Annotated in this window: 18 protein-coding genes and 1 pseudogene; 11 read left to right on the forward strand and 8 right to left on the reverse strand. The window is 72.7% G+C overall.

The features are described 5' to 3' along the window. Window positions 1–93: 93 nt before the first annotated feature. From H305_RS0112435 to H305_RS0112470, 8 genes are all read left to right on the forward strand, one after another. On the forward strand, window positions 94–1,335 hold the full coding sequence (locus H305_RS0112435) for an ROK family transcriptional regulator (RefSeq protein WP_028800671.1): 1,242 nt from the start codon (window positions 94–96) through the stop codon (window positions 1,333–1,335). A 343-nt stretch (window positions 1,336–1,678) separates the two neighbouring features. Next, the gene (locus tag H305_RS0112440) at window positions 1,679–2,944 is read left to right on the forward strand and encodes an ABC transporter substrate-binding protein (RefSeq protein ID WP_028800672.1); all 1,266 of its coding nucleotides are present in this window, start codon (window positions 1,679–1,681) and stop codon (window positions 2,942–2,944) included. A gap of 20 nt (window positions 2,945–2,964) precedes the next feature. Further along, window positions 2,965–3,930: a carbohydrate ABC transporter permease gene (locus H305_RS0112445; RefSeq protein WP_028800673.1), complete on the forward strand. Its 966-nt coding sequence runs from the start codon at window positions 2,965–2,967 to the stop codon at window positions 3,928–3,930. Further along, a complete protein-coding gene (locus H305_RS0112450; RefSeq protein WP_199791388.1) occupies window positions 3,927–4,823 on the forward strand; it encodes a carbohydrate ABC transporter permease in 897 nt (298 codons plus the stop codon). Before H305_RS0112445 ends, H305_RS0112450 begins: the two co-directional genes overlap by 4 nt. 27 nt (window positions 4,824–4,850) lie before the next feature. Continuing rightward, window positions 4,851–7,715 carry a glycoside hydrolase family 2 TIM barrel-domain containing protein gene (locus H305_RS0112455; RefSeq protein ID WP_028800675.1) on the forward strand — a complete coding sequence of 955 codons (2,865 nt, stop codon included), beginning with the start codon at window positions 4,851–4,853 and terminating at the stop codon, window positions 7,713–7,715. Then, a complete protein-coding gene (locus H305_RS0112460; RefSeq protein WP_028800676.1) occupies window positions 7,708–7,992 on the forward strand; it encodes a hypothetical protein in 285 nt (94 codons plus the stop codon). Before H305_RS0112455 ends, H305_RS0112460 begins: the two co-directional genes overlap by 8 nt. A gap of 68 nt (window positions 7,993–8,060) precedes the next feature. Then, window positions 8,061–8,645, forward strand: coding sequence for a TetR/AcrR family transcriptional regulator (locus tag H305_RS0112465; RefSeq protein ID WP_028800677.1), 585 nt, complete (start codon window positions 8,061–8,063; stop codon window positions 8,643–8,645). Further along, the gene (locus H305_RS0112470) at window positions 8,638–9,489 is read left to right on the forward strand and encodes an alpha/beta fold hydrolase (RefSeq protein WP_028800678.1); all 852 of its coding nucleotides are present in this window, start codon (window positions 8,638–8,640) and stop codon (window positions 9,487–9,489) included. Before H305_RS0112465 ends, H305_RS0112470 begins: the two co-directional genes overlap by 8 nt. Here the strand turns inward: H305_RS0112470 and H305_RS0112475 are convergent. The 3 genes from H305_RS0112475 to H305_RS53365 form a co-directional block, all read right to left on the reverse strand. Beyond that, window positions 9,458–10,243 (reverse strand): isocitrate lyase/PEP mutase family protein, encoded by a 786-nt coding sequence (locus H305_RS0112475; RefSeq protein WP_028800679.1) that lies wholly within the window; start codon window positions 10,241–10,243, stop codon window positions 9,458–9,460. The genes H305_RS0112470 and H305_RS0112475 overlap by 32 nt on opposite strands. Before the next feature lie 78 nt (window positions 10,244–10,321). Beyond that, window positions 10,322–12,052 (reverse strand): DUF2264 domain-containing protein, encoded by a 1,731-nt coding sequence (locus tag H305_RS0112480; RefSeq protein WP_028800680.1) that lies wholly within the window; start codon window positions 12,050–12,052, stop codon window positions 10,322–10,324. Beyond that, window positions 12,052–12,228: a hypothetical protein gene (locus tag H305_RS53365; RefSeq protein WP_158690519.1), complete on the reverse strand. Its 177-nt coding sequence runs from the start codon at window positions 12,226–12,228 to the stop codon at window positions 12,052–12,054. The genes H305_RS0112480 and H305_RS53365 overlap by 1 nt, the downstream gene beginning before the upstream one ends. Window positions 12,229–12,449: 221 nt before the next feature. Here H305_RS53365 and H305_RS52315 point away from each other — a divergent pair, with 221 nt between their 5' ends. Beyond that, window positions 12,450–12,620 carry a hypothetical protein gene (locus H305_RS52315; RefSeq protein ID WP_420708051.1) on the forward strand — a complete coding sequence of 57 codons (171 nt, stop codon included), beginning with the start codon at window positions 12,450–12,452 and terminating at the stop codon, window positions 12,618–12,620. Window positions 12,621–12,961: 341 nt separating this feature from the next. Beyond that, complete coding sequence (mmuM, locus tag H305_RS0112495) at window positions 12,962–13,888, forward strand: homocysteine S-methyltransferase (RefSeq protein ID WP_028800681.1); 927 nt, start codon at window positions 12,962–12,964, stop codon at window positions 13,886–13,888. 149 nt (window positions 13,889–14,037) lie between these two features. Here the strand turns inward: mmuM and H305_RS0112500 are convergent, their stop codons facing one another. Both H305_RS0112500 and H305_RS45610 read right to left on the reverse strand, forming a co-directional pair. Further along, window positions 14,038–15,663, reverse strand: coding sequence for a carboxylesterase/lipase family protein (locus H305_RS0112500; protein WP_028800682.1), 1,626 nt, complete (start codon window positions 15,661–15,663; stop codon window positions 14,038–14,040). Between the two features lie 350 nt (window positions 15,664–16,013). Continuing rightward, window positions 16,014–16,661 (reverse strand): annotated as a pseudogene (locus H305_RS45610) (ThuA domain-containing protein); the annotation flags it as partial. A gap of 192 nt (window positions 16,662–16,853) precedes the next feature. Between H305_RS45610 and H305_RS0112510 the strand changes: the two are divergent. Beyond that, complete coding sequence (locus H305_RS0112510) at window positions 16,854–17,252, forward strand: VOC family protein (protein ID WP_028800683.1); 399 nt, start codon at window positions 16,854–16,856, stop codon at window positions 17,250–17,252. A 9-nt stretch (window positions 17,253–17,261) separates the two neighbouring features. Here H305_RS0112510 and H305_RS0112515 read toward each other — a convergent pair whose 3' ends face one another. The 3 genes from H305_RS0112515 to H305_RS0112525 form a co-directional block, all read right to left on the reverse strand. Further along, a complete protein-coding gene (locus H305_RS0112515; RefSeq protein ID WP_028800684.1) occupies window positions 17,262–17,978 on the reverse strand; it encodes a helix-turn-helix domain-containing protein in 717 nt (238 codons plus the stop codon). Between the two features lie 10 nt (window positions 17,979–17,988). Further along, window positions 17,989–18,924: an AraC family transcriptional regulator gene (locus tag H305_RS0112520; protein WP_028800685.1), complete on the reverse strand. Its 936-nt coding sequence runs from the start codon at window positions 18,922–18,924 to the stop codon at window positions 17,989–17,991. Between the two features lie 173 nt (window positions 18,925–19,097). Beyond that, window positions 19,098–20,258 carry a YihY/virulence factor BrkB family protein gene (locus H305_RS0112525; protein ID WP_078629008.1) on the reverse strand — a complete coding sequence of 387 codons (1,161 nt, stop codon included), beginning with the start codon at window positions 20,256–20,258 and terminating at the stop codon, window positions 19,098–19,100. Window positions 20,259–20,269 lie beyond the last annotated feature (11 nt).

Consider the following 20,269-nt stretch of genomic DNA (forward strand, 5'->3'; position numbering starts at 1 on the left):
AAAGCCCTTCCCGAGCCATAGCCTTGCGGCGCGCCGGGGCCGCTGGGCCCGGCCGTGACGGGGAGGGACCGGGGGATCGAGGTGGCAGGTCCGGTGAAGCGCACATCACGCGACATCCGTACGGCGAACCGCTATGAGGTGCTGCGTCAGATCATCGCCGAATCACCCACCTCCCGGCAGGAACTGGCGGCGGCGACCGGACTGAGTCTGGCCACGGTGGCCACGCTCGTCGGCGAGCTGCTCGACCTGCGCATGCTGACCGAGGTCGGTTTCGAGGACTCCGCGGGTGGCCGCCCGCGGGGCCTCGTGGCCGTCAACGCCTCGGGGGGAGCGCTGATCGGCGTCGACATCGCGGAGACGTATGTGCGGGTCGAGCTCTTCGACCTGGCGCTGAACGTGCTGGCGCGCGCCGACGAGGACATGCGCCCCGGCGAGAGCCGTCCGGAGCAGGTCGTCGGACACGTCGCCACGGCCGTCGGCTCGGTGGTCGCGCAGGCCGGCGTGGAGGCGGCCCGGGTCCTGGGCGTCGGGGTGAGCGTGCCCGGCCAGGTCGACCGGGAGGGCGGCGTCTGCGAGTACGCACCCAACTGGGACTGGCACGACGTGCCGTTGCTCGACCTGCTCGCCGAGCACATCGCCTACCCGCTGCATCTCGACAATCCGCTGCGCGCCTGCGCGGTCGCGGAGCTCTGGTTCGGCGCGGCCCGGGGGCGCGGCGACGCAGTGGTCGTCAATCTGGGCACGGGCGTCGGCGCGGGGCTCGCCCTGGGCGGCGGCCTGCACCGGGGGGTCAGCAACAGCGCGGGCGAATGGGGCCACACGACGCTGGTCCTGGACGGCCGGCTGTGCCACTGCGGCAATCACGGCTGCGTGGAGACCTATGTCGGGGCGCCGGGCATCATGCTGAATCTGCGGGAGCTGAGCCCTGGGAGCGCGCTGCTGCACCCGGAGGACCAGACCGCCACCATCGACGCGCTCGCGCGGGGTGTCGCCGCACAGGACCCCGTGGCGCTCAAGGTCGTGCGGGACACCGCCCGTTATCTCGGCGCCGGAATCTCCGACCTGGTGAATCTGCTGAACCCCGAAGTGGTCGTGCTCAGCAGCTGGGTCGCGGCCACGCTCGGGGAGCCGCTGCTGCACGAGGTGCGCGACGCGGTGGCCCGGCACGCGTTGAAGCGGCCGCTGGCCGCCACCGAGATCGTCCTCTCCCCCATTCCGACCGACCCTGTCTGCCTGGGCGCCGCGACGTTCGCCCTGGAAGGGGCCCTTCAGCCGGTCGGGCAGCGGGGCACGGCCACGACACGGGTGCGGGCGCGCGGCGGCTCGAAGGGCTGACCACGGCCGGGGATCCGACGCCGACGCCCCTCGAAGCGGAGGCGCTCGGCCACGGCTCCCGGCGGCGACGGCGCCGTCCACCGTCCCCGTGACGACGGATCGCACCCCGGCCTGCCCATGCCGCGCTGATCGCACGGGACCGACGGCGCCCGCGCGGCCGTCCTGACCGTCCGCCGACTCGTCCTGTCCGGTGCTCCGAACCCGCCACAACTCGTCGAACGGGCTTCGTCCAACCCCTTGCCGAAGTATTAGCCGAAGGTTAACGTCCCGCACCGCAACGTTCTTTGAGCCTTGGCGCGTGAGCGACCGAGCCGCAGCCGTATTCGAGACAAGGACGTCAAGCATGTCGGCAATGAGCAGCAGCAACTGGGACCGCCGATCCGTACTGCGTGCCGCCGCGGGCCTCGCCGCACTCGGCCCGCTGGCCGCGTGCGGGGGCAACAACGGCCGTGGAGGGGGCAGCGGTTCGGGCAAGAACCTCGTCCAGTACTTCCACGCGTACGGCGAAGCCGGCACCGAACAGGCCGTCAAGCGGTACGCGAAGGACTACGACAAGGCGAACGTGACCACGCAGTGGATCACCGGCTCCGACTTCGAGAGCAAGCTCTTCGCCTCCCTGCTCACCAAGAACGCGCCCGACCTGTTCGAGTTCCATCCACAGATCCAGCTCGTCAGGAGCGGCCAGGTCGCCGACCTGAGCGACATCGTCGAGCCGGTCAAGGACGACTTCAATCCGGCCGACATCGCCTCGCACACGGTCGACGGGAAGATCTACGGCGTCCGGATGATCGACGACCCGCAGTTCTTCTTCTACCGCCCGTCGCTGCTGGAGAAGGCGGGTGTCGAGGTGCCGGCCACGCTCGACGAGCTGATCGAGGCCGCCGCCAGGCTCACCACCGACAAGGTCAAGGGCCTCTTCCTCGGCAACGACCTGCACGCGGTCATCAACCCGATGATCTGGTCCGCCGGCGCCGACACCCTCGACGACCAGAACCGCATCGCATACCACACGGAGGGGGTCAGGGAAGGCCTCAAGAAGATGCGCAAGCTCTTCACCGGCGGACACCTCCTCCTCGACGCCCCGGCCGACTACTGGGACCCCTCCGCGATCGACCAGGGCCTGTGCGCGATCCAGTTCTGCGGCATGTGGGCCATGCCGCAGATGCAGAAGGCACTCGGCGACGACATCGGCGTCTTCCCCTTCCCCAAGGTCACCGACGGCGGCCGACCCTCCGTCTACAACGGCGGCTGGTCCATGTTCGTCAACGCCAAGGGCGAGAACGTCGACCTGGCCAAGGAGTACGTGAAGTGGCTGTGGATCGACCAGAAGAAGTACCAGGAGGACTGGTCGCTCTCCTACGGCTTCCACATACCGCCCCGCTCCTCGCTCGCCGCGGGCGCCACCAAGCTCAAGTCCGGCCTGCCCGCCGAGGGCGTCAACCTCTTCAACGAGTACGGGCACTTCGACAACATCGGCTGGACCCAGAGCATGATCACCGCGCTGGAGGACGTCTTCGCCGACTGCGTCCGCAAGGACGGCGACCCGGAGGCCGCTCTCGACAAGGCCGACAAGACCGTGAACCGCGAGCTCAAGAAGCTCTTCGGATAGGCCGGCGGGCGGGTTACGACATGCCGACCACCACGACGCGCGGTGCCGCGCGCCCCGCCCGGGCCGCGGTCTCCCCGGCCCGGCCGAGGCGTGGGCCGCGGGGCAGCAGCACCCTCGCCTTCTGGGTCTTCACCGGCCCGTTCCTCGTCGGCCTGCTGGTCTTCGTCTACATCCCGATCGGCTGGAGTCTCTGGCTGAGCTTCTTCGAGGCACGCTTCACGGTCACCCCCGACAAGTTCGTCGGTCTCGACAACTACCGGCAGATGCTGGAGAACAGCGACTTCACCGGCGCCCTCGTCACCTTCACCGTCTTCGCCGCACTCATCGTGCCCCTGACCTGGGCCGTCTCGCTGGGGCTCGCGCTGATGGTCAACCGGCTGCGGTTCATGCGGGCGTTCTTCCGCTCCGTGTTCTTCCTGCCCACCGCGTGCAGCTACGTCGCCGCCTCGCTGATCTGGAAGATGTCCCTCTTCAGCGGGGTCCGCTTCGGCCTGATGAACACGGTCCTCGGCTGGTTCGGCATCGACAACATCGCCTGGCTGGCGAACCCCGACCCGCCCTGGTACTGGCTCGTCATCGTCACCGCGCGCCTGTGGCTCCAGTCCGGCTTCTACATGATCCTGTTCCTGGCAGCGCTCCAGAACATCCCGCCGGAACTCTACGAGGCCGCCGCCATCGACGGTGCCAGGCCCGGCTGGCAGACCTTCCGCCACATCACCCTGCCGCAGCTGCGCGCGACGTCGACCGCTGTGATCCTGTTGCTGCTCGTGGCCGCCTACCAGGCCTTCGACGAGTTCTTCAACCTGCTGTCGAAGACCACGTGGGGCCGTCCGCCCCTCGTCGAGCTGTACTACACGGCACTCGGCCAGGCCCAGGACTACGGCGCGGGCAGCGCGGGCGCCGTCGTCCTCACCCTGCTGATCTGCCTCGTCACCCTGCTCCAGGGCAGGTTCATGGGATTCGGAAGGAGGGACGAGGCCAAGTGAGCACCGTCATCAAGAACCACGCGGCCCCCGTCGCCCCGCCGAACGGGCGCGGACGCCGACGCGACCGGCGCGGTGTCCTCGGCAACACCGGCCTGTACGTCGCCACCGGCATCGCGACCCTGCTCTTCCTGGTTCCCTTCTACGTGCTCGTCCGCAACGCCCTGTCCACGGACGTCGAGATCACCGGCGAGAACTGGACGTTCTTCCCCACCCATCTCCAATGGGGCAACATCGGCGAACTGTTCGACGACACCACGGTCCCCTTCGCCCGGTCCCTGTGGAACTCCGCGGTCGTCGGCGTCCTGCACACCCTGGGCACCCTGCTGGTCTGCTCCCTCGCCGGTTACGGCCTCGCCCGCATCCCCTACCGGCACGCCGACAAGATCTTCTACGCCGTCCTGGTGACCCTGATGGTGCCCGCCGCCGTCACCTTCGTGCCGAGCTTCGTGCTCGTCTCCTCGCTCGGCTGGGTGGACAGCCTGCGCGGGCTCGTCGTCCCGGGGCTGTTCAGCGGTTTCACCTGCTTCCTGTTCCGGCAGTACTTCCTGGGGTTCCCCAGGGAGCTGGAGGAGGCGGCGCGGGTGGACGGGCTCGGGTACTGGGGCGCGTACTGGCGCGTCGTCGTGCCCAACTCGCTGAACTTCTTCGCCGCGATCGCGACCATCACCTTCATCAGCGGCTGGAACGCCTTCCTGTGGCCGCTGGTCATCGGCCAGGACCCGCAGGCGTGGACGGTCCAGGTCGCGCTCTCGTCGTACATGACCAACCAGACCGTCAACTTCCATCTGATCTTCATGGCCACGGCCGTTTCCATCCTGCCCCTGGTGTTCGTCTTCCTCTTCCTCCAGCGCTGGCTGGTGCAGGGGATCGCACAGACCGGCATCAAGGGCTGACACGTCCCTTCCACGACCTGGAGACCGATGTCTTTGCGAACCACCGCCACCGACTACGTCGAGGACGTCTCGCCGGGCGGCGGCACCCTCCCGCCACGCGCCCGCCACCCTTCCTCGAACGCCAGGACCCTGTCACTGAACGGCAGTTGGCGTTTCCGCCTGTCGCCCACCGCCGACGCGCACGACGACTCCTTCGCGGCGGCGGGCCACGACGCCGGGGACTGGGCCGAGATCACCGTCCCCGGCCACTGGGTGCTCCAGGGTCACGGCAAGCCGATCTACACCAATCACCTCTACCCGTTCCCGGTCGATCCGCCGAGGGTGCCGACCGAGAACCCGACCGGCGACCATCTGCGTCACTTCGACCTGCCCGGCGACTGGCCCGCCGAGGGCGGCTCCGTGCTGCGCTTCGACGGTGTGGAGTCCTGCGCCCGGGTGTGGCTCAACGGCACGGACATCGGCGAGTTCAAGGGGTCCCGGCTGCCGCACGAGTTCGCCGTCGGGCACCTGCTGAAGCCGACCGGCAACGTGCTGGCGGTGCGCGTCCACCAGTGGTCGTCGGGCTCCTATCTGGAGGACCAGGACCAGTGGTGGCTGCCGGGCATCTTCCGGGACGTCACGCTCCTGCACCGTCCGCCGGGCAGCGTCCTCGACTACTTCGTGCACGCCTCCTACGACCACGTCGAGGGCCTCGGGACGCTGCGGGTCGACTCCGACGTCGACGGGCGGGTCGTCGTCCCCGGCCTGGACATCGACGTCGCGACCGGTGAGCCGGTGACCGTGCCGGTGCGGCCGTGGACCGCGGAGACGCCACGGCTGTACGACGGCACCCTGGTCACCGAGGGCGAACGTGTCCCGCTGTGCATCGGCTTCCGCACGGTCGCGCTCGACGACGGCCTGATCAAGGTCAACGGCCGGGCGATCCTCTTCAAGGGTGTCAACCGGCACGAGTGGCACCCGGAGCGGGGCCGCGCACTCGATCTGGAGACCATGCGCGAGGACGTGCTGCTGATGAAGCGGCACAACATCAACGCCGTGCGCACCTCGCACTACCCGCCGCACCCCGCCTTCCTCGACCTGTGCGACGAGTACGGGCTGTGGGTGATCGACGAGTGCGACCTGGAGACCCACGGCTTCACCGAGCAGGCATGGCGCGACAATCCCGTCGACGACGAGCGCTGGACCCCGGCGCTGCTCGACCGAGCGGCCCGGATGGTCGAGCGCGACAAGAACCACCCGTCCGTCGTCGTCTGGTCGCTCGGCAACGAGGCCGGCACGGGCCGCGGCCTCACCGCGATGGCCGAGTGGATCCGCGGCCGGGACGGTTCACGGCTGATCCACTACGAGGGAGACCCCGACTGCCGGGACACGGACATGTACGCGCGGATGTACACCGGGCACGCGGAGGTCGAACGGATCGGCAGGGGCCTGGACGGCGGCACCCACAAGCGGCGCGGACTCCCCTTCATCCTGTGCGAGTACGCGCACGCCATGGGCAACGGCCCCGGCGGGATCGCCGACTACCAGCGTCTGTTCGAGTCCTACGACCGCGTCCAGGGCGGCTTCGTCTGGGAGTGGATCGACCACGGGATCAAGGACGGACGGTACGGGTTCGCGTACGGCGGCGACTTCGGCGAGGAGCTGCACGACGGGAACTTCGTGTGCGACGGGCTGCTCTTCCCCGACCGCACGCCGTCGCCGGGACTGGTCGAGTACAAGAAGGTGATCGAACCGGTCCGCATCGAAGGCGACGGTCCGGCCGGGACGGTGCGCGTCACCAACGCCTACGACTTCGCGGACCTGTCCGGGCTGGCCTTCGAGTGGTCGTTCCAGGTCGACGGGGTGAGTGTCGAGTCGGGTGTGCTGCCGGTGCCCGCGCTCGGCCCGGGCGATTCGGCGGACGTCAAGCTGCCACCGCCGTCCGCGGACGGGCGCGGGGCCGAGACGCGGTGGACGGTGCGGGCCGTGCTGGCCGACGGGACCGCCTGGGGCCCGCGGGGTCATGTCGTGGCGTGGACCCAACTGCCGGTCACCGCACGCCCGTTGCCCCGAGTCGAGCAGACCGGCGGTCCGGTGCTCGGCCTGCGGGACATCACTCTGGGGCCGGCCGCCTTCGACGCCCGCACGGGTGCGCTGCGGACGATCGGCGGAATCGAAGTCACCGGTCTGCGCCTGGACGTGTGGCGTGCGCCGACCGACAACGACAACGGCGCGCACTGGCAGCCGGACGCGCGCCTCGGCCCGCTCTGGCGCAAGCTGGGCCTGCACCGGATGCGTCACCGGCTGGACGCCGTGGAGCTGGGCGACGACGCGCTGACCGTACGCACCCGGGTGGCGCCCGCCGGCCGGGAGACCGGCCTGCGCACGGTGTACCGGTGGACGTCCGACGGGACGCGGCTGCGGCTCACCGTGTCCGTGGCACCCGAGGGCGCGTGGACGCTTCCCCTGCCCCGCCTGGGGATCCGGCTGGGGCTCACGGGTCCGGCGGACCGTGCGGTCTGGTTCGGCGGTGGCCCGGGTGAGGCCTATCCGGACACCGGGTCGGCCTCGATGCTGGGGCGCTGGGAGTCCTCGGTGGAGGACCTCCAGACGCCGTACGTACGTCCGCAGGAGAACGGCGCCCGGGCCGACGTGCGCCGGGCGGAGATCGGCGGCCTGCGCGTCGAGGGCGAGCCGGCCTTCTGGTTCACCGCGCGCCGCTGGACGACGGAACAGCTCGACGCCGCCGACCACCTGACGGACCTGGTGCCCGGCGGCACGGTCTGGGTCAACCTCGATCACGGGCAGCAGGGCATCGGTTCGCAGTCGTGCGGGCCGGGGGCCCTGCCCCAGTACCAACTGCACGCCGGCCCGGCCGAGTTCTCGTTCGTCTTCTCAAAGATCCATGACTGACACCCTCACGCCCGTCGCGGCCGGCCGGCTCTTCAGCCGTCCGGCCGCGGTCGCGTCCCGCGTCGCGTTCGTCCTCATCGGCATGCTCCAGGCGCTCTACGGCCCCGCCGTGCCGGGGCTGCGCGAGCAGTGCGGGCTGTCCCCGTCCGGCGCGGGTCTCGGTCCGAGCCCGCACTTCGCCGGCGGCGTGGCCGGCGTCCTCGCCTTCAACGCGGTCGCGGCGTCCTGCCCGGCTCACGTCTCCCCGGCCCACCCCTACCGTGGCTTCGTGGACTAGGATGTTTCCTAGAAGGAATAGGAAACGCGCCGGGACAATACGCCGGTGGCACGGAGGGGCGGTCAGTCATGGTGCGCGCAGGGCTCACCACCGAGCGGGTCGTGGAAGCCGCGGCCGACCTCGCGGACGAGGTCGGGTTCGAGAACGTCACCGTGTCCGCGCTCGCCCGCAGCTTCGGGGTGAAGGACGCGAGCATGTACTCGCACGTCAAGAGCGTGCAGGACCTGCGGTCCCGGATCGCGCTGCTCGCGGCCGGGGAGATGATCGACCGGATCGCCACCGCCGTGGCGGGACGGGCCGGCAAGGACGCGCTGGTCGCGTTCGCCGACGCCTATCGCGCCTACGCGCTGGAACGCCCGGGGCGCTACCGGGCCACGCACATGCAGCTGGATCCTGGTCTGGTACCGGAGTCCACCGCCCGGCGCACCGCCGAGGTGACCTACGGGATGCTCCGGTGGTACGGACTGTCCGAGCCCGATCTGACCGACGCCGTACGCCTGCTGCGCAGCACCTTCCACGGCTACTGCCACCTCGAAGCCATCGGCGGCTTCGGTGCGCCCCGTGACGTCCAGGCGTCCTGGGAGCGCGCGCTGGACGCCCTGCACATCGCCCTGGAGCACTGGCCGCGCGCAGAGGAGGACGACCGTGCCTGAGTTCCACCACTCCGTGTGCGGCAGTGGTCCGGTGCTGCTGCTCGTCCCCGGCGGGGCCGGGCATCCGATGGGCCTGGAGGGCGTCACGGCGCGCCTCGCGGAGCGGTTCACCGTGGTGACGTACGACCCGCTCGGGCTGTCGCGTGGGCCCGTCGACGGGCCGGTCGGGGACCAGCGGGCCGGGGCGTGGAGCGAGAACGCCCGCCGGCTCCTCGACACGGTCCTGCCGGCCGGCGACTCCGCTCATGTCTTCGGCACCAGTTCCGGCGGCATCGTCGCCCTGGACCTGCTGGCCCGTTTCCCCGAGCGCGTCAGGCGGGTGGTGGCGCACGAGCCGCCGACGGTCGAGGTGCTCCCCGACCGGGAGGCGCAGCGCGCGATGGTCCACGAGGTGGACGCGATCTGCCGTACCGAGGGCGTGGCGCGGGCCGTCGAGCGCCTGGGCGCCGGGCTGGAAGGACGCCCCTGGCCGCCCGGGTCCCGGCAGGTGGTGACGGCGGACGGCACCGGCGCCTCGCCGTCGCAGCACTCCGGCGAGGGAGGAGGCGCCCCCGGCCCGGACTCCCCGCTGGGCCTGTTCCTCGCCCATGTCCTGCGCCCGTTCGCCACGCACACGCCGGACCTGGACGCCCTGAAGCGGCTCTCCTCGCGTCTCTCATTCGGCGTGGGGCGGGACTCGCGGGGTCGACTGCCGCGCCGCACGGCGGAGTCGCTCGCCGGGCTCACCGGCGCGGAACTCGTGGAGTTCCCCGGCGGTCACCTGGGCTGCCTGGAGCACCCCGTGGAGTTCGCGGACCTGCTGGCCCGCACGCTCATCGGCCCGCGGGACCGCTCCGGGGGCTGAGCGCCTGCACCTCGTCGTAGGTCGGCGCGTCCCCCCTGGGCCTGCGTCCGGCCCGGATGTCCCCCACCATGTCCAGGACGGCGCCCAGCGCCCGCCGGTACAGGAGAGATCCGAGACTGACCCGGCTGACGCCCAGCTCGCCGAGGTGCGCGACGGTCGGCCCGGCGGGCGAGAAGAGGACGTTGAGCGGGACGTCCAGCATCCTCAGCAGGCCGCGGATGCGCACCGGGTCGGTCAGGCCGGGCACGAACACGCCGTCGGCGCCCGCCTGTCGGTAGGCGTCGAGGCGGCGTTCCGTCTCCCGCGGGTCGCCGTCGGCGAGCCAGTGCGTGTCGGTGCGGGCGTTCACGAAGAGGTCCGGCACGGCGGCCTTCACCGCGGCGATCTTCTCGGCGTGCAGTCCGACGGGACCCAGACCGTCCTCCAGGTTGATCCCGGCCGCCCCGGCGGCGGCGAGTTCCCGCGCCAGCTCCGCCACCTCGCCGGGATCCCGGCTGAACCCGTCCTCGGCGTCGACCGACAGGAGGCAGGGGACCGTGCCGAGACTCCGCGCCAGGGCCGCCGTCAGGTCCCTGGTGGCCGCCGCGCCGTCAGGCAGCCCCGCGGCGGCCGCCACGCCGAGGCTCGTGGTGCCGATCGCCGCGAATCCCTGGCCCGCGAGGAGCGCCGCGGAGGCGTGGTCCCAGGCGTTGGGCAGGAGCAGGGGCGCGTCGGCGTGGTGCAGCGCCGCGAACGGGGTGCCGAGGGAGGTCATACGGGCCACGCTAGCCGCGGAACACTTCGGCGGCCGCCGAACCTTACCCTGCGCCACGGGCCCGGCAGCGGCGCGGTCTCACACGGGCGTCACCGTCCACGCCGACGGCTCGGACCGCTCGTCCGGCGTCCCGAACCGGAACCGCGCCGACGGGCCCCCGGCCCAGCCGACGGACAGCTCGCGGTCCTGCGACACCTCCACGGACACCAGGTCCCCGAGGGGCCGGGGGTGCGCGTCGCCGGTGAGCCGGGCCACGGCGACGAACAGAGTGGGCCCGTCACCCGTGACGCCCGTGACGCCTTCCGAGGCGGACTTGCCCGACAGGCCGTGGGCGGGCAGGAGTTCGGCCCGCAGCCCCTCCGCCGCCGTCCAGCCCGTGACCCGTACGCCGCTGCCGGGAGCCGCACCGATCACCAGATGGGCGCGCACCTCCACCGCCCCGTGCGCGACCACGAGACTGACGACGCGGGTGTCCGCGGCGACCGCGTGCCGGGAGGCGGCCCAGCCCTCCCCGACGCCCAGCGGCTCGATGTCCGTGCGACCAGGGTCGCCGTCGACGACGACGCTGTTGTCGTACGAGGGCGCAGGCGCGGGCCGTGTCGCCGTCGAGTAGGCGAGCCGCGTGTAGAACGGGTCGTAACGGGCGTCCTCGCTGCCGTGGTTGTGCAGGCGGACGACCCCGTCCGAACCAGTGCTCTGGAGCAGCCAGTTGGGCGGCCCGACCGGGGTGACGGCGTCGGCCCGCTCCGCCGGGCCCGGCTCCTCGCGCGCCGTCCAGGCCTCGTGATCGGGGGGCAGCAGCAGCCCGACGAAGGCCTTGCTCGCCCAGTACGGGGACGCCGGGCCCGAATAGCCCTGCAGGAACGCCTCGTCGGGGCCGTGCCAGCCGAGCGTGAGCAGACCGCGGTCGTCGACGGCGCCGTGGTCGAGGAAGTGACGCAGGGCGCCGGAGGCCAGCCGCCGGGTCTCGCCCGGGGACAGGGGGGTGCGGCCGGTGAGCGCGCCGAGCCACAGGGGGGCCACGGCCGCGAAGCGGTAGGTCAGGGAGCGGCCCTGCAGCATGGGGGCGCCGTCGCCGCCAAACAGGCGGGCGTAGTCGGCGAGATGGGCCTTGAGTCTTGTGCCGTACAGGTCGAGGAGGCGGCTGTCGTCGGCCAGCCAGGCGTGCAGCACCGGATACAGGTGCATGGCCCAGCCGTTGTAGTAGTCGAAGGCGCGGCCGGGGCCGTCGCTGTACCAGCCGTCGCCGAGGTACCACTGCTCGATGCGTGCGAGTCCGCGGTCGACGGCGGTGCGCGCCGCCTCGGGTTCGTGGCCGACCTCCTGGAGGAAGCCGCCGACGGTCACCGGGAACAACTCCCAGTTGTTGGGCCAGGGTTCGGCGGTCAGCGCGTCACCGAGCCAGTGGGCCGCCCGCTGCCGGACACCGTCGTCCAGCCGGTCCCACAGCAGCGGCCGGGTCAGGCGCAGCGCGAGGGCGATCGACGCGGCCTCCACCAGGGGCTGGCTGCAATCCTCGATACGCGGCCAGACGCCCGCGGTTCCGGCCGCGAGACCGTCCGCGTACCTTTCGAGGGTCTTCTCGTCCTGGCGGAAGGCGGCGATCAACAGGGTGCGGGCGTAGCCCTCCAGGCCGTCGGAGAGCCGGCCCGACCAGCTCTCGTGATCACCGGGGAGGTGGTACAGGGCGCGGTCCTCGGTGGCGTACGGCCCCACCGCGGCCAGCAGCGCGTCCGCGGCGGCCTCCCAGTGGGCGCGGGTGTATCCGGTGCGGGGGCTGAGTGCGGTGTCGGGCGGCGGCAGGTGCATCAGTGGTTCCAGTCCTTCCTGCGGGCCTGGGGCGCTCCGGTTCCGGTCGGGGCGCCCCCAGGAGTCCATCCCTCCCGCGCCAGGCCCTCGGACACCGGCCGGTGGGTGACGAGTCCGGCGCGGACGAACGTCGCCGGCACGGTGCCGCCGCGCACGGAGCCGCGGGTGGCGAGCACGGGCCGCCCGCCGTGATCACAAAAGACCTGGCCGCTGGACCGTATCGCCTGGAACAAGCGCTTTCTAGTGGTCGGCCGCTTCTTGCGGGGCCGTCGCCACGACAGGTCGTCCCTTCGACGGCGACGGGTCATCCGGTGCGGTGACCGCGAGTCACTCGGTACGGCGGCCACGAGCCGCCCGGCAGGGCGCCACGGATCCTCCGGTGCGGTGACCCGACGCCGTGCGGGTCGCCTCGGCGTATGCCCGCACCAGCGGCCGCCGGTCCCCGACTCCCCTGCGGCTGCCGCTCGGCGGCGACGGTGTCGACGCCGTGGTCGCCCATCTCGACGCGCGGCGCACGGAGATCGCCACCTGGGAGAAGGTGGCGCGGGACACCGCGTTCGACGCGTGACAGCGCCCGCGTGACATCGCGGCGGCCGCCCCGGCCCGGATCGGCGCCGGGGCGACCGCGTCTCCGCCCCGACCGGGGAGCCCCCGCTCGCGGCAGGACGCCCGTACTCCGGTGCCCCCGGCCGCGGGAACCGAGTGCTCCGGGCCACGGCTCCGGAATGCTCCACGCCACAGGTCCGGACCCAGCCGGCCACAGACACCGAGCCCTCACACCACAGCCCCGGACCCACCCGGCCACAGGCCCGGCGTCGCGGGCTGGTCGCCGCGTCCCGCATCGTGGGCCGGGCGTTCAGCAGATGGACGGGACCGGATGCCGCCCACCGCATCGACTAGCGTCGTGGCATGACCAGCGACACCCCCCGCACCCTCGCCGAGGCGCTCTCCCGTGGCAGCGTCGTCCTCGACGGCGGCATGTCCAACCAGCTCGAATCGGCCGGGCACGACCTGAGCGACGAGCTGTGGTCGGCACGGCTGCTCGCGGAGCGGCCCGAGGCCGTCGTGGAGGCGCACCTCGCCTACTTCGAGGCGGGCGCGGACGTGGCGATCACCGCCGGCTACCAGGCGACCTTCGAAGGGTTCGCCCAGCGCGGCATCCCGCGGGACGAGGCTGCCGAGCTCATCGGCCTGAGCGTCGCGCTCGCCCGGGAGGCGGCCGGACGCACCCGGGCGAAGGGGGTCGCACGGCCGCTGTGGGTGGCCGCTTCGGTCGGGCCGTACGGAGCGATGCTCGCGGACGGTTCGGAGTACCGGGGGCGGTACGGCTTGAGCGTCGAGGAGCTGGAACGGTTCCACCGGCCGCGTCTGGAGGTGCTGGCCGCCGCCGGACCCGACGTACTGGCCCTGGAGACCGTGCCCGACACGGACGAGGCGCGGGCACTGCTCAGGGGGGTGCGCGGTCTCGGCGTGCCCGCGTGGCTGTCGTACAGCGTCTCCGGGGACCGGACGCGCGCCGGACAGCCTCTGGAGGAGGCGTTCGCCCTGGCCGCCGACGCGGACGAGGTGATCGCCGTCGGCGTGAACTGCTGCGCGCCCGAGGACGTGGACGGCGCCGTGGCCACCGCCGCGCGCGTGACCGGGAAGCCGGTCGTGGTCTACCCGAACAGCGGTGAGGCGTGGGACGCCCGGGCACGGTCGTGGACCGGCCGCTCCACGTTCACCGCCGAGCAGGTGACGGGGTGGCAGCGGGCCGGGGCCCGCCTCATCGGCGGCTGCTGCCGTGTGGGCCCCGAGGCGATCGCCCGGATCACCCGGACGCTGAAGCCCGCCTGACCCACCGGCCCGCGCTCGGCTCAGGGAGCCGGTCCGGGCTCCGGCCGGGCCGGGCGCACCGACGCCCGGCCGGTAGTCCGGCTCCCCTGCACCACGGGCAGCTTCCTCGCCGGCGGACACGCCGGGCGGGGCCGGCGGCGGACGCGGCCTCAGGACCGCCGGGCGCGGCCCGAGTTCCGCAGTCGCCGTACCGCCGACAGTGGTGCCGCTCCCCACATGGGCAGTCCGCCGGACGCGCGCGGCATCGGGGCGGACTCCGCGGCGCCGGTCAGGCCGGCGGGCGGCGCGGGCCGGCCCGACTCGGCGTCCCACAGGGCGAGTTCGCGGTCGCGCGGCCCGTGGACGGTGTGCGGTTCGCCGCTGCCGAACACCCGCACGGGATGCGTGTCGTCCCAGGTCTGCCACCCGGGTTCACCGTCGACGGCGAACCGCACCCACGCGGAGTGCATCGCGTCGGCGAGTTCCTGCGGGGCGCCCTCGCCCGCGAGTCTCTCCGACTCGGGCACGTCGGAGGTGTCGAAGACGAAGCCGAGTTCCAGGGCGTGACAGGCACCGAGGTCCGGCACGTTCGAGGGCCACGCGAACTCGTAGACGTACGTACGGGACGAGCCGCTGCGGGCGTCCGCGAGCCGGTGCAGCGGGACGCGCAGCAGGTGGTCGGTGACCATCTGGCCCACCAGATCCGCGGTGCTCACGGCCGGGTGGAGGGCGCGATAGCCGCGGGGCACCTCGTGGCCGCAGCGGCAGCGGGCCATGGCTCCGGCCAGCGCGACGGGCCCGAGCCGGTCGACGCTCTCCAGGAGCCCGCCGGGCACCAGCCACAGCCGGTACTCCTCGCTGGTCCAGCCCATCAGGAGGTCCACGTCGGGTGAGGCACCGCCGACGAGGGCCTCCAGCGGGTCGTGCGGGACCAGGTCGCCGTCGACGACGATGCCGAACGCGGGCCCGCCGAGGACGGGGCTGCTGAGTCTGCCCACCTCGGCCTGGGTGCGCAGCAGCAGTTCGCGGTCGACGGCGGCGAACGCCTCCGCGGTGGCCGGGACCTTCAGCCGGGCGGCCATCCTGCGGACCATCCGGCGCACCTTGTCGCGATCGCCCGCCTCGGGCGGCCCGCTCTGCAGGACGGCCCGGTGGAACAGGCCCCGGGCCCGTGGGGCGGCGAGCAGCGCGCCGATGCTGATGGCTCCGGCCGACTCGCCGAAGACGGTGACGCGGTCCGGGTCGCCGCCGAACTCGGCGACGGATGCCCGCACCCACTCCAGCGCGGCCAGCTGGTCGCGCAGGCCGGGGTTGGCGGGCGCGTCGGGAAAGAGGCCGTAACCCTCCACTCCGAGACGGTAGTTGAGGGAGACGAGGACCACGCCGTCGCGGGCGAAGGAGTGGCCGTCGTAGACGGGTACGGCCGAGGAACCGCGGGTCAGGGCCCCGCCGTGGATCCACACCATGACGGGCAGCCGGGCGCCGCGCCCCGGTTCCGGGGTCCACACGTTGAGGTTGAGGCAGTCGTCGCCGGGCACGACGGGGTCGGCGAGCAGGCGTGCGAAGGCCTCGGAGTACGGCGGCTTGGGCGGGGTGGGCCCGAAGGCACCCGCGTCGCGGACGCCGGCCCAGGCCTCGGGCGGAACCGGTGGCAGGAACCGGCGGGGGCCGAACGGCGGGGCCGCGTAGGGGATGCCACGGAAGACCGCGACGCCCTTCTCGTACCGGCCGCGCACCGCTCCGTACGGGGTGGCGACGACCGGGTCGTGCGCCGGGAGATCCGCGTCCGCCGCCATCCGACCACCAACTCCTCACGCTCCGAACCGTTCACCTCAGAGCACCACATCGCCCCCCGGTATTCCTGCCGACCTCTCCATTCGGCGGACAGGCCGCGAGGTCGGGCGCGAGGTGTCCGCAGTGGCTCGGGCAGGTGTCGCGGCCGCTCGGGCCGGGTCGCGTCCGGGATGCCGAGAGTTTCGGCGGGACCTCATTCCATGAACTGTGGACCGAACGCCTGCCGCTTCACGCCGTGTCCGGCCGGGCTGGGCGCGGCGAATGATGGCGGGCGATCGTCCGGAGGGCACGCGTACGGAGCTGTCGACCCGTCCGGTGGAGCGGTCGAGCACGGGCCCGGTGCCGGCTGCCTCCCCGTCGCCCAGGTGATGCCGCCGAGCAGGTGGGCCCGGAAGTCCGGGTCCTCGTACGCCTGCGGAGCGTGCCCGAAGGCGGTGTAGAACACCCGCCCGGCGCCTCGCTCGTGGCACCACGCCAGCGGGTGGTCCGCGCCCATGCCGCCGCCCTCGTACGAGGACTCGTCGGCGGAGACGAGCACCCGCACCGCACCGCGCGGACTGGTCCGGAAGTCGTACCACTCGTCGGTGAACTCCCAGACGGGCGGCAGGTGCCGGGTCGCCGGGTGCGTCCGGTCCTCCACCACCGCCCGGCCGGGCTGGTGGTCCGGGTGCCGGGCGAAGCGGGCCCCGAGCAGATCGCCGTAGTAGGGCCAGTCGTACTCGGTGCAGGCGGCGGCGTGCACGCCGACGAAGCCGGCGCCCGCGTCGAGGCGGGCGGCGAGGCGGGCGCGGCCCGCGGGCGTCAGCACCTCCCCGCTGGTGGAGAGGAAGACGACGGCGTCGTAGGCGTCAAGGGGGGCCTCGAACACGGCGGGATCCTCGGTCGCGTCGACGCCGAAGGCGTGGGCGTCGCCGAGGGACCGCACGGCGGCGACGGCGGCAGGAATCGACTCGTGCCGGTAGTCGGTGGTGCGGGAGTACACGAGGACACGCGGGGTCATGGCCCCGACCCTATGCCCGGCCGGGCAGGTCCTCAGGGGGGCGGCGAAACCGAAAATTGCGGAGCGCGGACACCGGCCGGGGCCGGCCTCCGACCAGTCCTGGGGCGCCGGGACGGACGCGCTGTGGAGGTGCCGCGCGGCGTGTCCGATTCGTTCAAGACCCGGTGGACGGGCCCCGCCTACGGTGGGCGCATGACTCCACGATTCGATGTGATCGGCCTCGTCGTCTCCGACATGGCCGCCTCCCTCGCCTTCTACCGGCGCCTCGGGCTCGTCTTCCCGGAGGGGTCCGAGACCGAGCCGCACGTCGAGGCGGAACTGCCCGGCGGGCTGCGGCTGGCGCTCGACACGGAGGAGACGATCCGCTCTTTCCACGCCGGCTGGCGCCCACCGAGCGGCGGCGGCCGGACGTCCCTGGCCTTCCTCTGCGACAACCCGGCGGAGGTGGACTCCGTGTACGAGGGGCTGGTCGGCGCGGGTCACCACGGCGAGCTGAAGCCGTGGGACGCCTTCTGGGGCATGCGGTACGCCGTCGTGCACGACCCGGACGGCAACGGCGTCGACCTGTTCGCCCGGCTGCCCGGGCAGTAGCTCCGCCCGCTACGGCCGGCCGACCAGTTCACCGAGGGTCGTGTCCGCCAACTGCCTCACGTCGCGGGCCAGATGGGCCTGGTCCGCGTACCCGGCCCGCGCGGCGGTCTGCGCGAAGGGAACCCCGTCGCGAGCCAGGGCGAGCGCCCGCTGGAGCCGCAGCACGCGGGCCAGCGTCTTGGGCCCGTAGCCGAACGCGGCGAGCGAGCGGCGATGCAACTGCCGTGCGCCCAGGCCCAGCCCGTCGGCGGTCTCGGCGACCGGGCGCCCCGCTTCGAGGGCCGTCACGAGCCGGGCGAGCAGTGGGTCGGGCGGTGCCACCTCCTCCGCCCGGCGCAGCGCGAGCTCTTCGAGCGCGCCGAGCGGGTCGGCCGCGGCGTCGACGCGCCGCGCGAGGCGGCGCACCTGCGCGGCGGGCCACAGATCCGCCAAGTCGACGCGCAGGTCGCGTAGTTCGTGTGCGGGTACGCCGAGGAGCGCGGGAGCCGTGCCGGGGAAGAACCGGATGCCGGCCCAGCGGCCCGGTGCGCCCTGTGGGCGGTACGCGCGTGTGTCGGGCCCGGCGACCATGAGCCGTCCCTCGTGCCACAGCAGGTCCATGCACCCATCGGGCAGGACGGACCGCACCGGCCCGCCCGCGGGCGCGCGCGTCCACACCACGGCGCCCGCCAGCCGGGAGGGGCGCTCGGCGTACCCGGACGCGCCGGCGAGGGGTTCGGCGGCCACGTGGGACACGCTACGCCGCCCGGGTCCGGTGCTCCTGCGGGCTGACGCCGTACACCCGCTTGAAGGCGCCGGACAGTGCGAACGCGCTGCCGTAACCGACCTGGCGGGCGATGGACTCGAGGGTGTCGTCCGAGTCCCGCAGGCGGTCGGCGGCCAGCGCCAGCCGCCAGCCGGTCAGATAGGTCATCGGGGGTTCACCCACGAGTTCGCTGAAGCGACGGGCCAGCGCGGCCCGGGACACCCCGGCCTCGGCGGCGAGGACGGCCACCGTCCAGGGGTGGGCCGGGTCGTCCTGCACGAGCCGCAGCACCCGGCCCACGACGGGGTCGGCGAGAGCCCGGTACCAGGCCGGCGCCTCGGCCTCGGGGCGCGAGAACCAGGCCCGCAGCGCGGCGATCATCAGCAGGTCGAGCAGCCGGTCCAGGACGATCTCCTGGCCCGGCTCGTCGCGCACCATCTCCTCGGCGAGGATCGGCGTCAGCGGGCACTCCCACACCTCGGAGGTGAGCGAGAGCAGCGGCGGCAGGGCGTCGAGCAGTCTGCCGCCGATCTCGCCCCGCATCATGTACGTCCCGATCAGCAGCACCGTGGAGCCGTCGAGCCGGTCGCCCCAGCTGCGCACCCCGAGGTCCCAGCGGCCCTTCAGCGAACGTCCGTCGGGGTAGCTGCACTCGCCGCCCGGGAGGATCACCGCCTGCGGGGCGGTCCCGGGATCGTCGGCGCACAGGTACGGGTCGGGCCCGCGGGCGATGGCGAGGTCGCCGGCTCGCAGCCGCACCGCCTCTCCCCCGTCCGGCACGACGCAGGCGTCGCCGCGGACCACCAGCATGATCGTCAGGGGCGCCCGGTCCTCGACGCGCAGGGACCAGGGCGGGTCGAAACACGCACGGATCATGAAGGCCCCACGCGCGCGTGGGCCCTCCAGCAGGCCTGCGAGTGCGTCCATGGCGTCAGCGTAGAGCAGGCCGCAACGCGCACTGGACGTCCGCTTATGGGAATGAGGCGTTCAGTGACGGCCGCCCGGGGCGGGCGCCCGTTGACTGAGGGACATGGCGGAGAACACGCGGAACACGACGGTATGGGTGAGCGGGGCCACCGGGCGGTACCTGGAAGGTGTGATCACTCCGCGGGAGGGTGCTGTTCGCCGTTCTTGTGGCTGGGGTGGGTGCTCTTCGCGTGGGTCCGCAGACGGGAGGTCACGTCCTCCGGGGGCAGGAAGCGGGACCAGCGCTCCGGGAACTCGGAGGGCATGTCCGGGTCGTCGGGATCGGCGTCGTACGACCGGTGGGCGGCGACGCGGGCGACGTACTCGGCGGCCTGCACCTCGCGCAGCCGTTCGTTGGCGGCGCGGGCCGCGGCGGTGGCGGCGGCCGGCCAGATCCGGTCGATGGCGGCGTTGACGGCGGCGCCGACCAGGACCGCGAAGGCGGACACACCGATCCACAGCAGGACGGCCACGGGGGCGGCGAGCGAACCGTAGATGGTGGGGCCCTCGACGGTGTTGGTCAGGTAGATGCGGAGCAGGAAGCTGCCCAGCACCCACATGGCGAGGGCCACCAACGCGCCCGGCACGTCCTCGACCCAGGGTGAGCGCACGGGCACGGAGACGTGGTAGAGCGTCGTGAGGAAGACGACCGAGAGGACGATGACGACGGGCCAGTACAGGACCTGCACGACGGTCGTCGACCAGGGCACGACGTTCACCACCGCGTCCGGGCCCGCCACCATCAGCGGCAGCGCGATCGAACCGATCAGCAGCGCGACGATGAACAGCAGGAACGACATCACCCGGGTCTTCACGATCCCGCGGGTGCCGTCGAGGCCGTACATCACGGTGATGGTGTCGATGAAGACGTTCACCGCGCGCGAGCCGGACCACAGTGCGAACAGGAAACCGAGGGAGATGATGTCCGGGCGCCCGCCCTTCATCACGTCGTGCAGGATCGGCTCGGCGATCTGGTGGACGCCCTTCTCGGTCAGGACCGTGCGGGACGCCTCCAGGAGGTTGGACTCCAGGCTGGCGATCGTGTCGGCGCCGGTCCAGTCGTCCACGTAGCCGAGCATGCCGATCAAGCTCAGCAGCAGCGGCGGCACGGACAGGAGCGTGAAGAAGGCGGCCTCGGCCGCCAGACCCAGGATCCGGTACTCCATGCACGAGTTGACGGTGTCCTTGAGCAGCAGCCAGGCGGTCCGTCGCTTCGACACGTTCCGGTACAGCGCGCGAGCGCGGTGGAAGCGGCCCGCGGGAGGCCCTTCGGGTGTTTCTTTTGCCTGGTGCACCTCCTTACCGT

Origin of the sequence: Streptomyces sp. 142MFCol3.1 (assembly GCF_000424945.1) — a bacterium.
Taxonomy (GTDB): Bacteria; Actinomycetota; Actinomycetes; order Streptomycetales; family Streptomycetaceae; genus Streptomyces; species Streptomyces siamensis.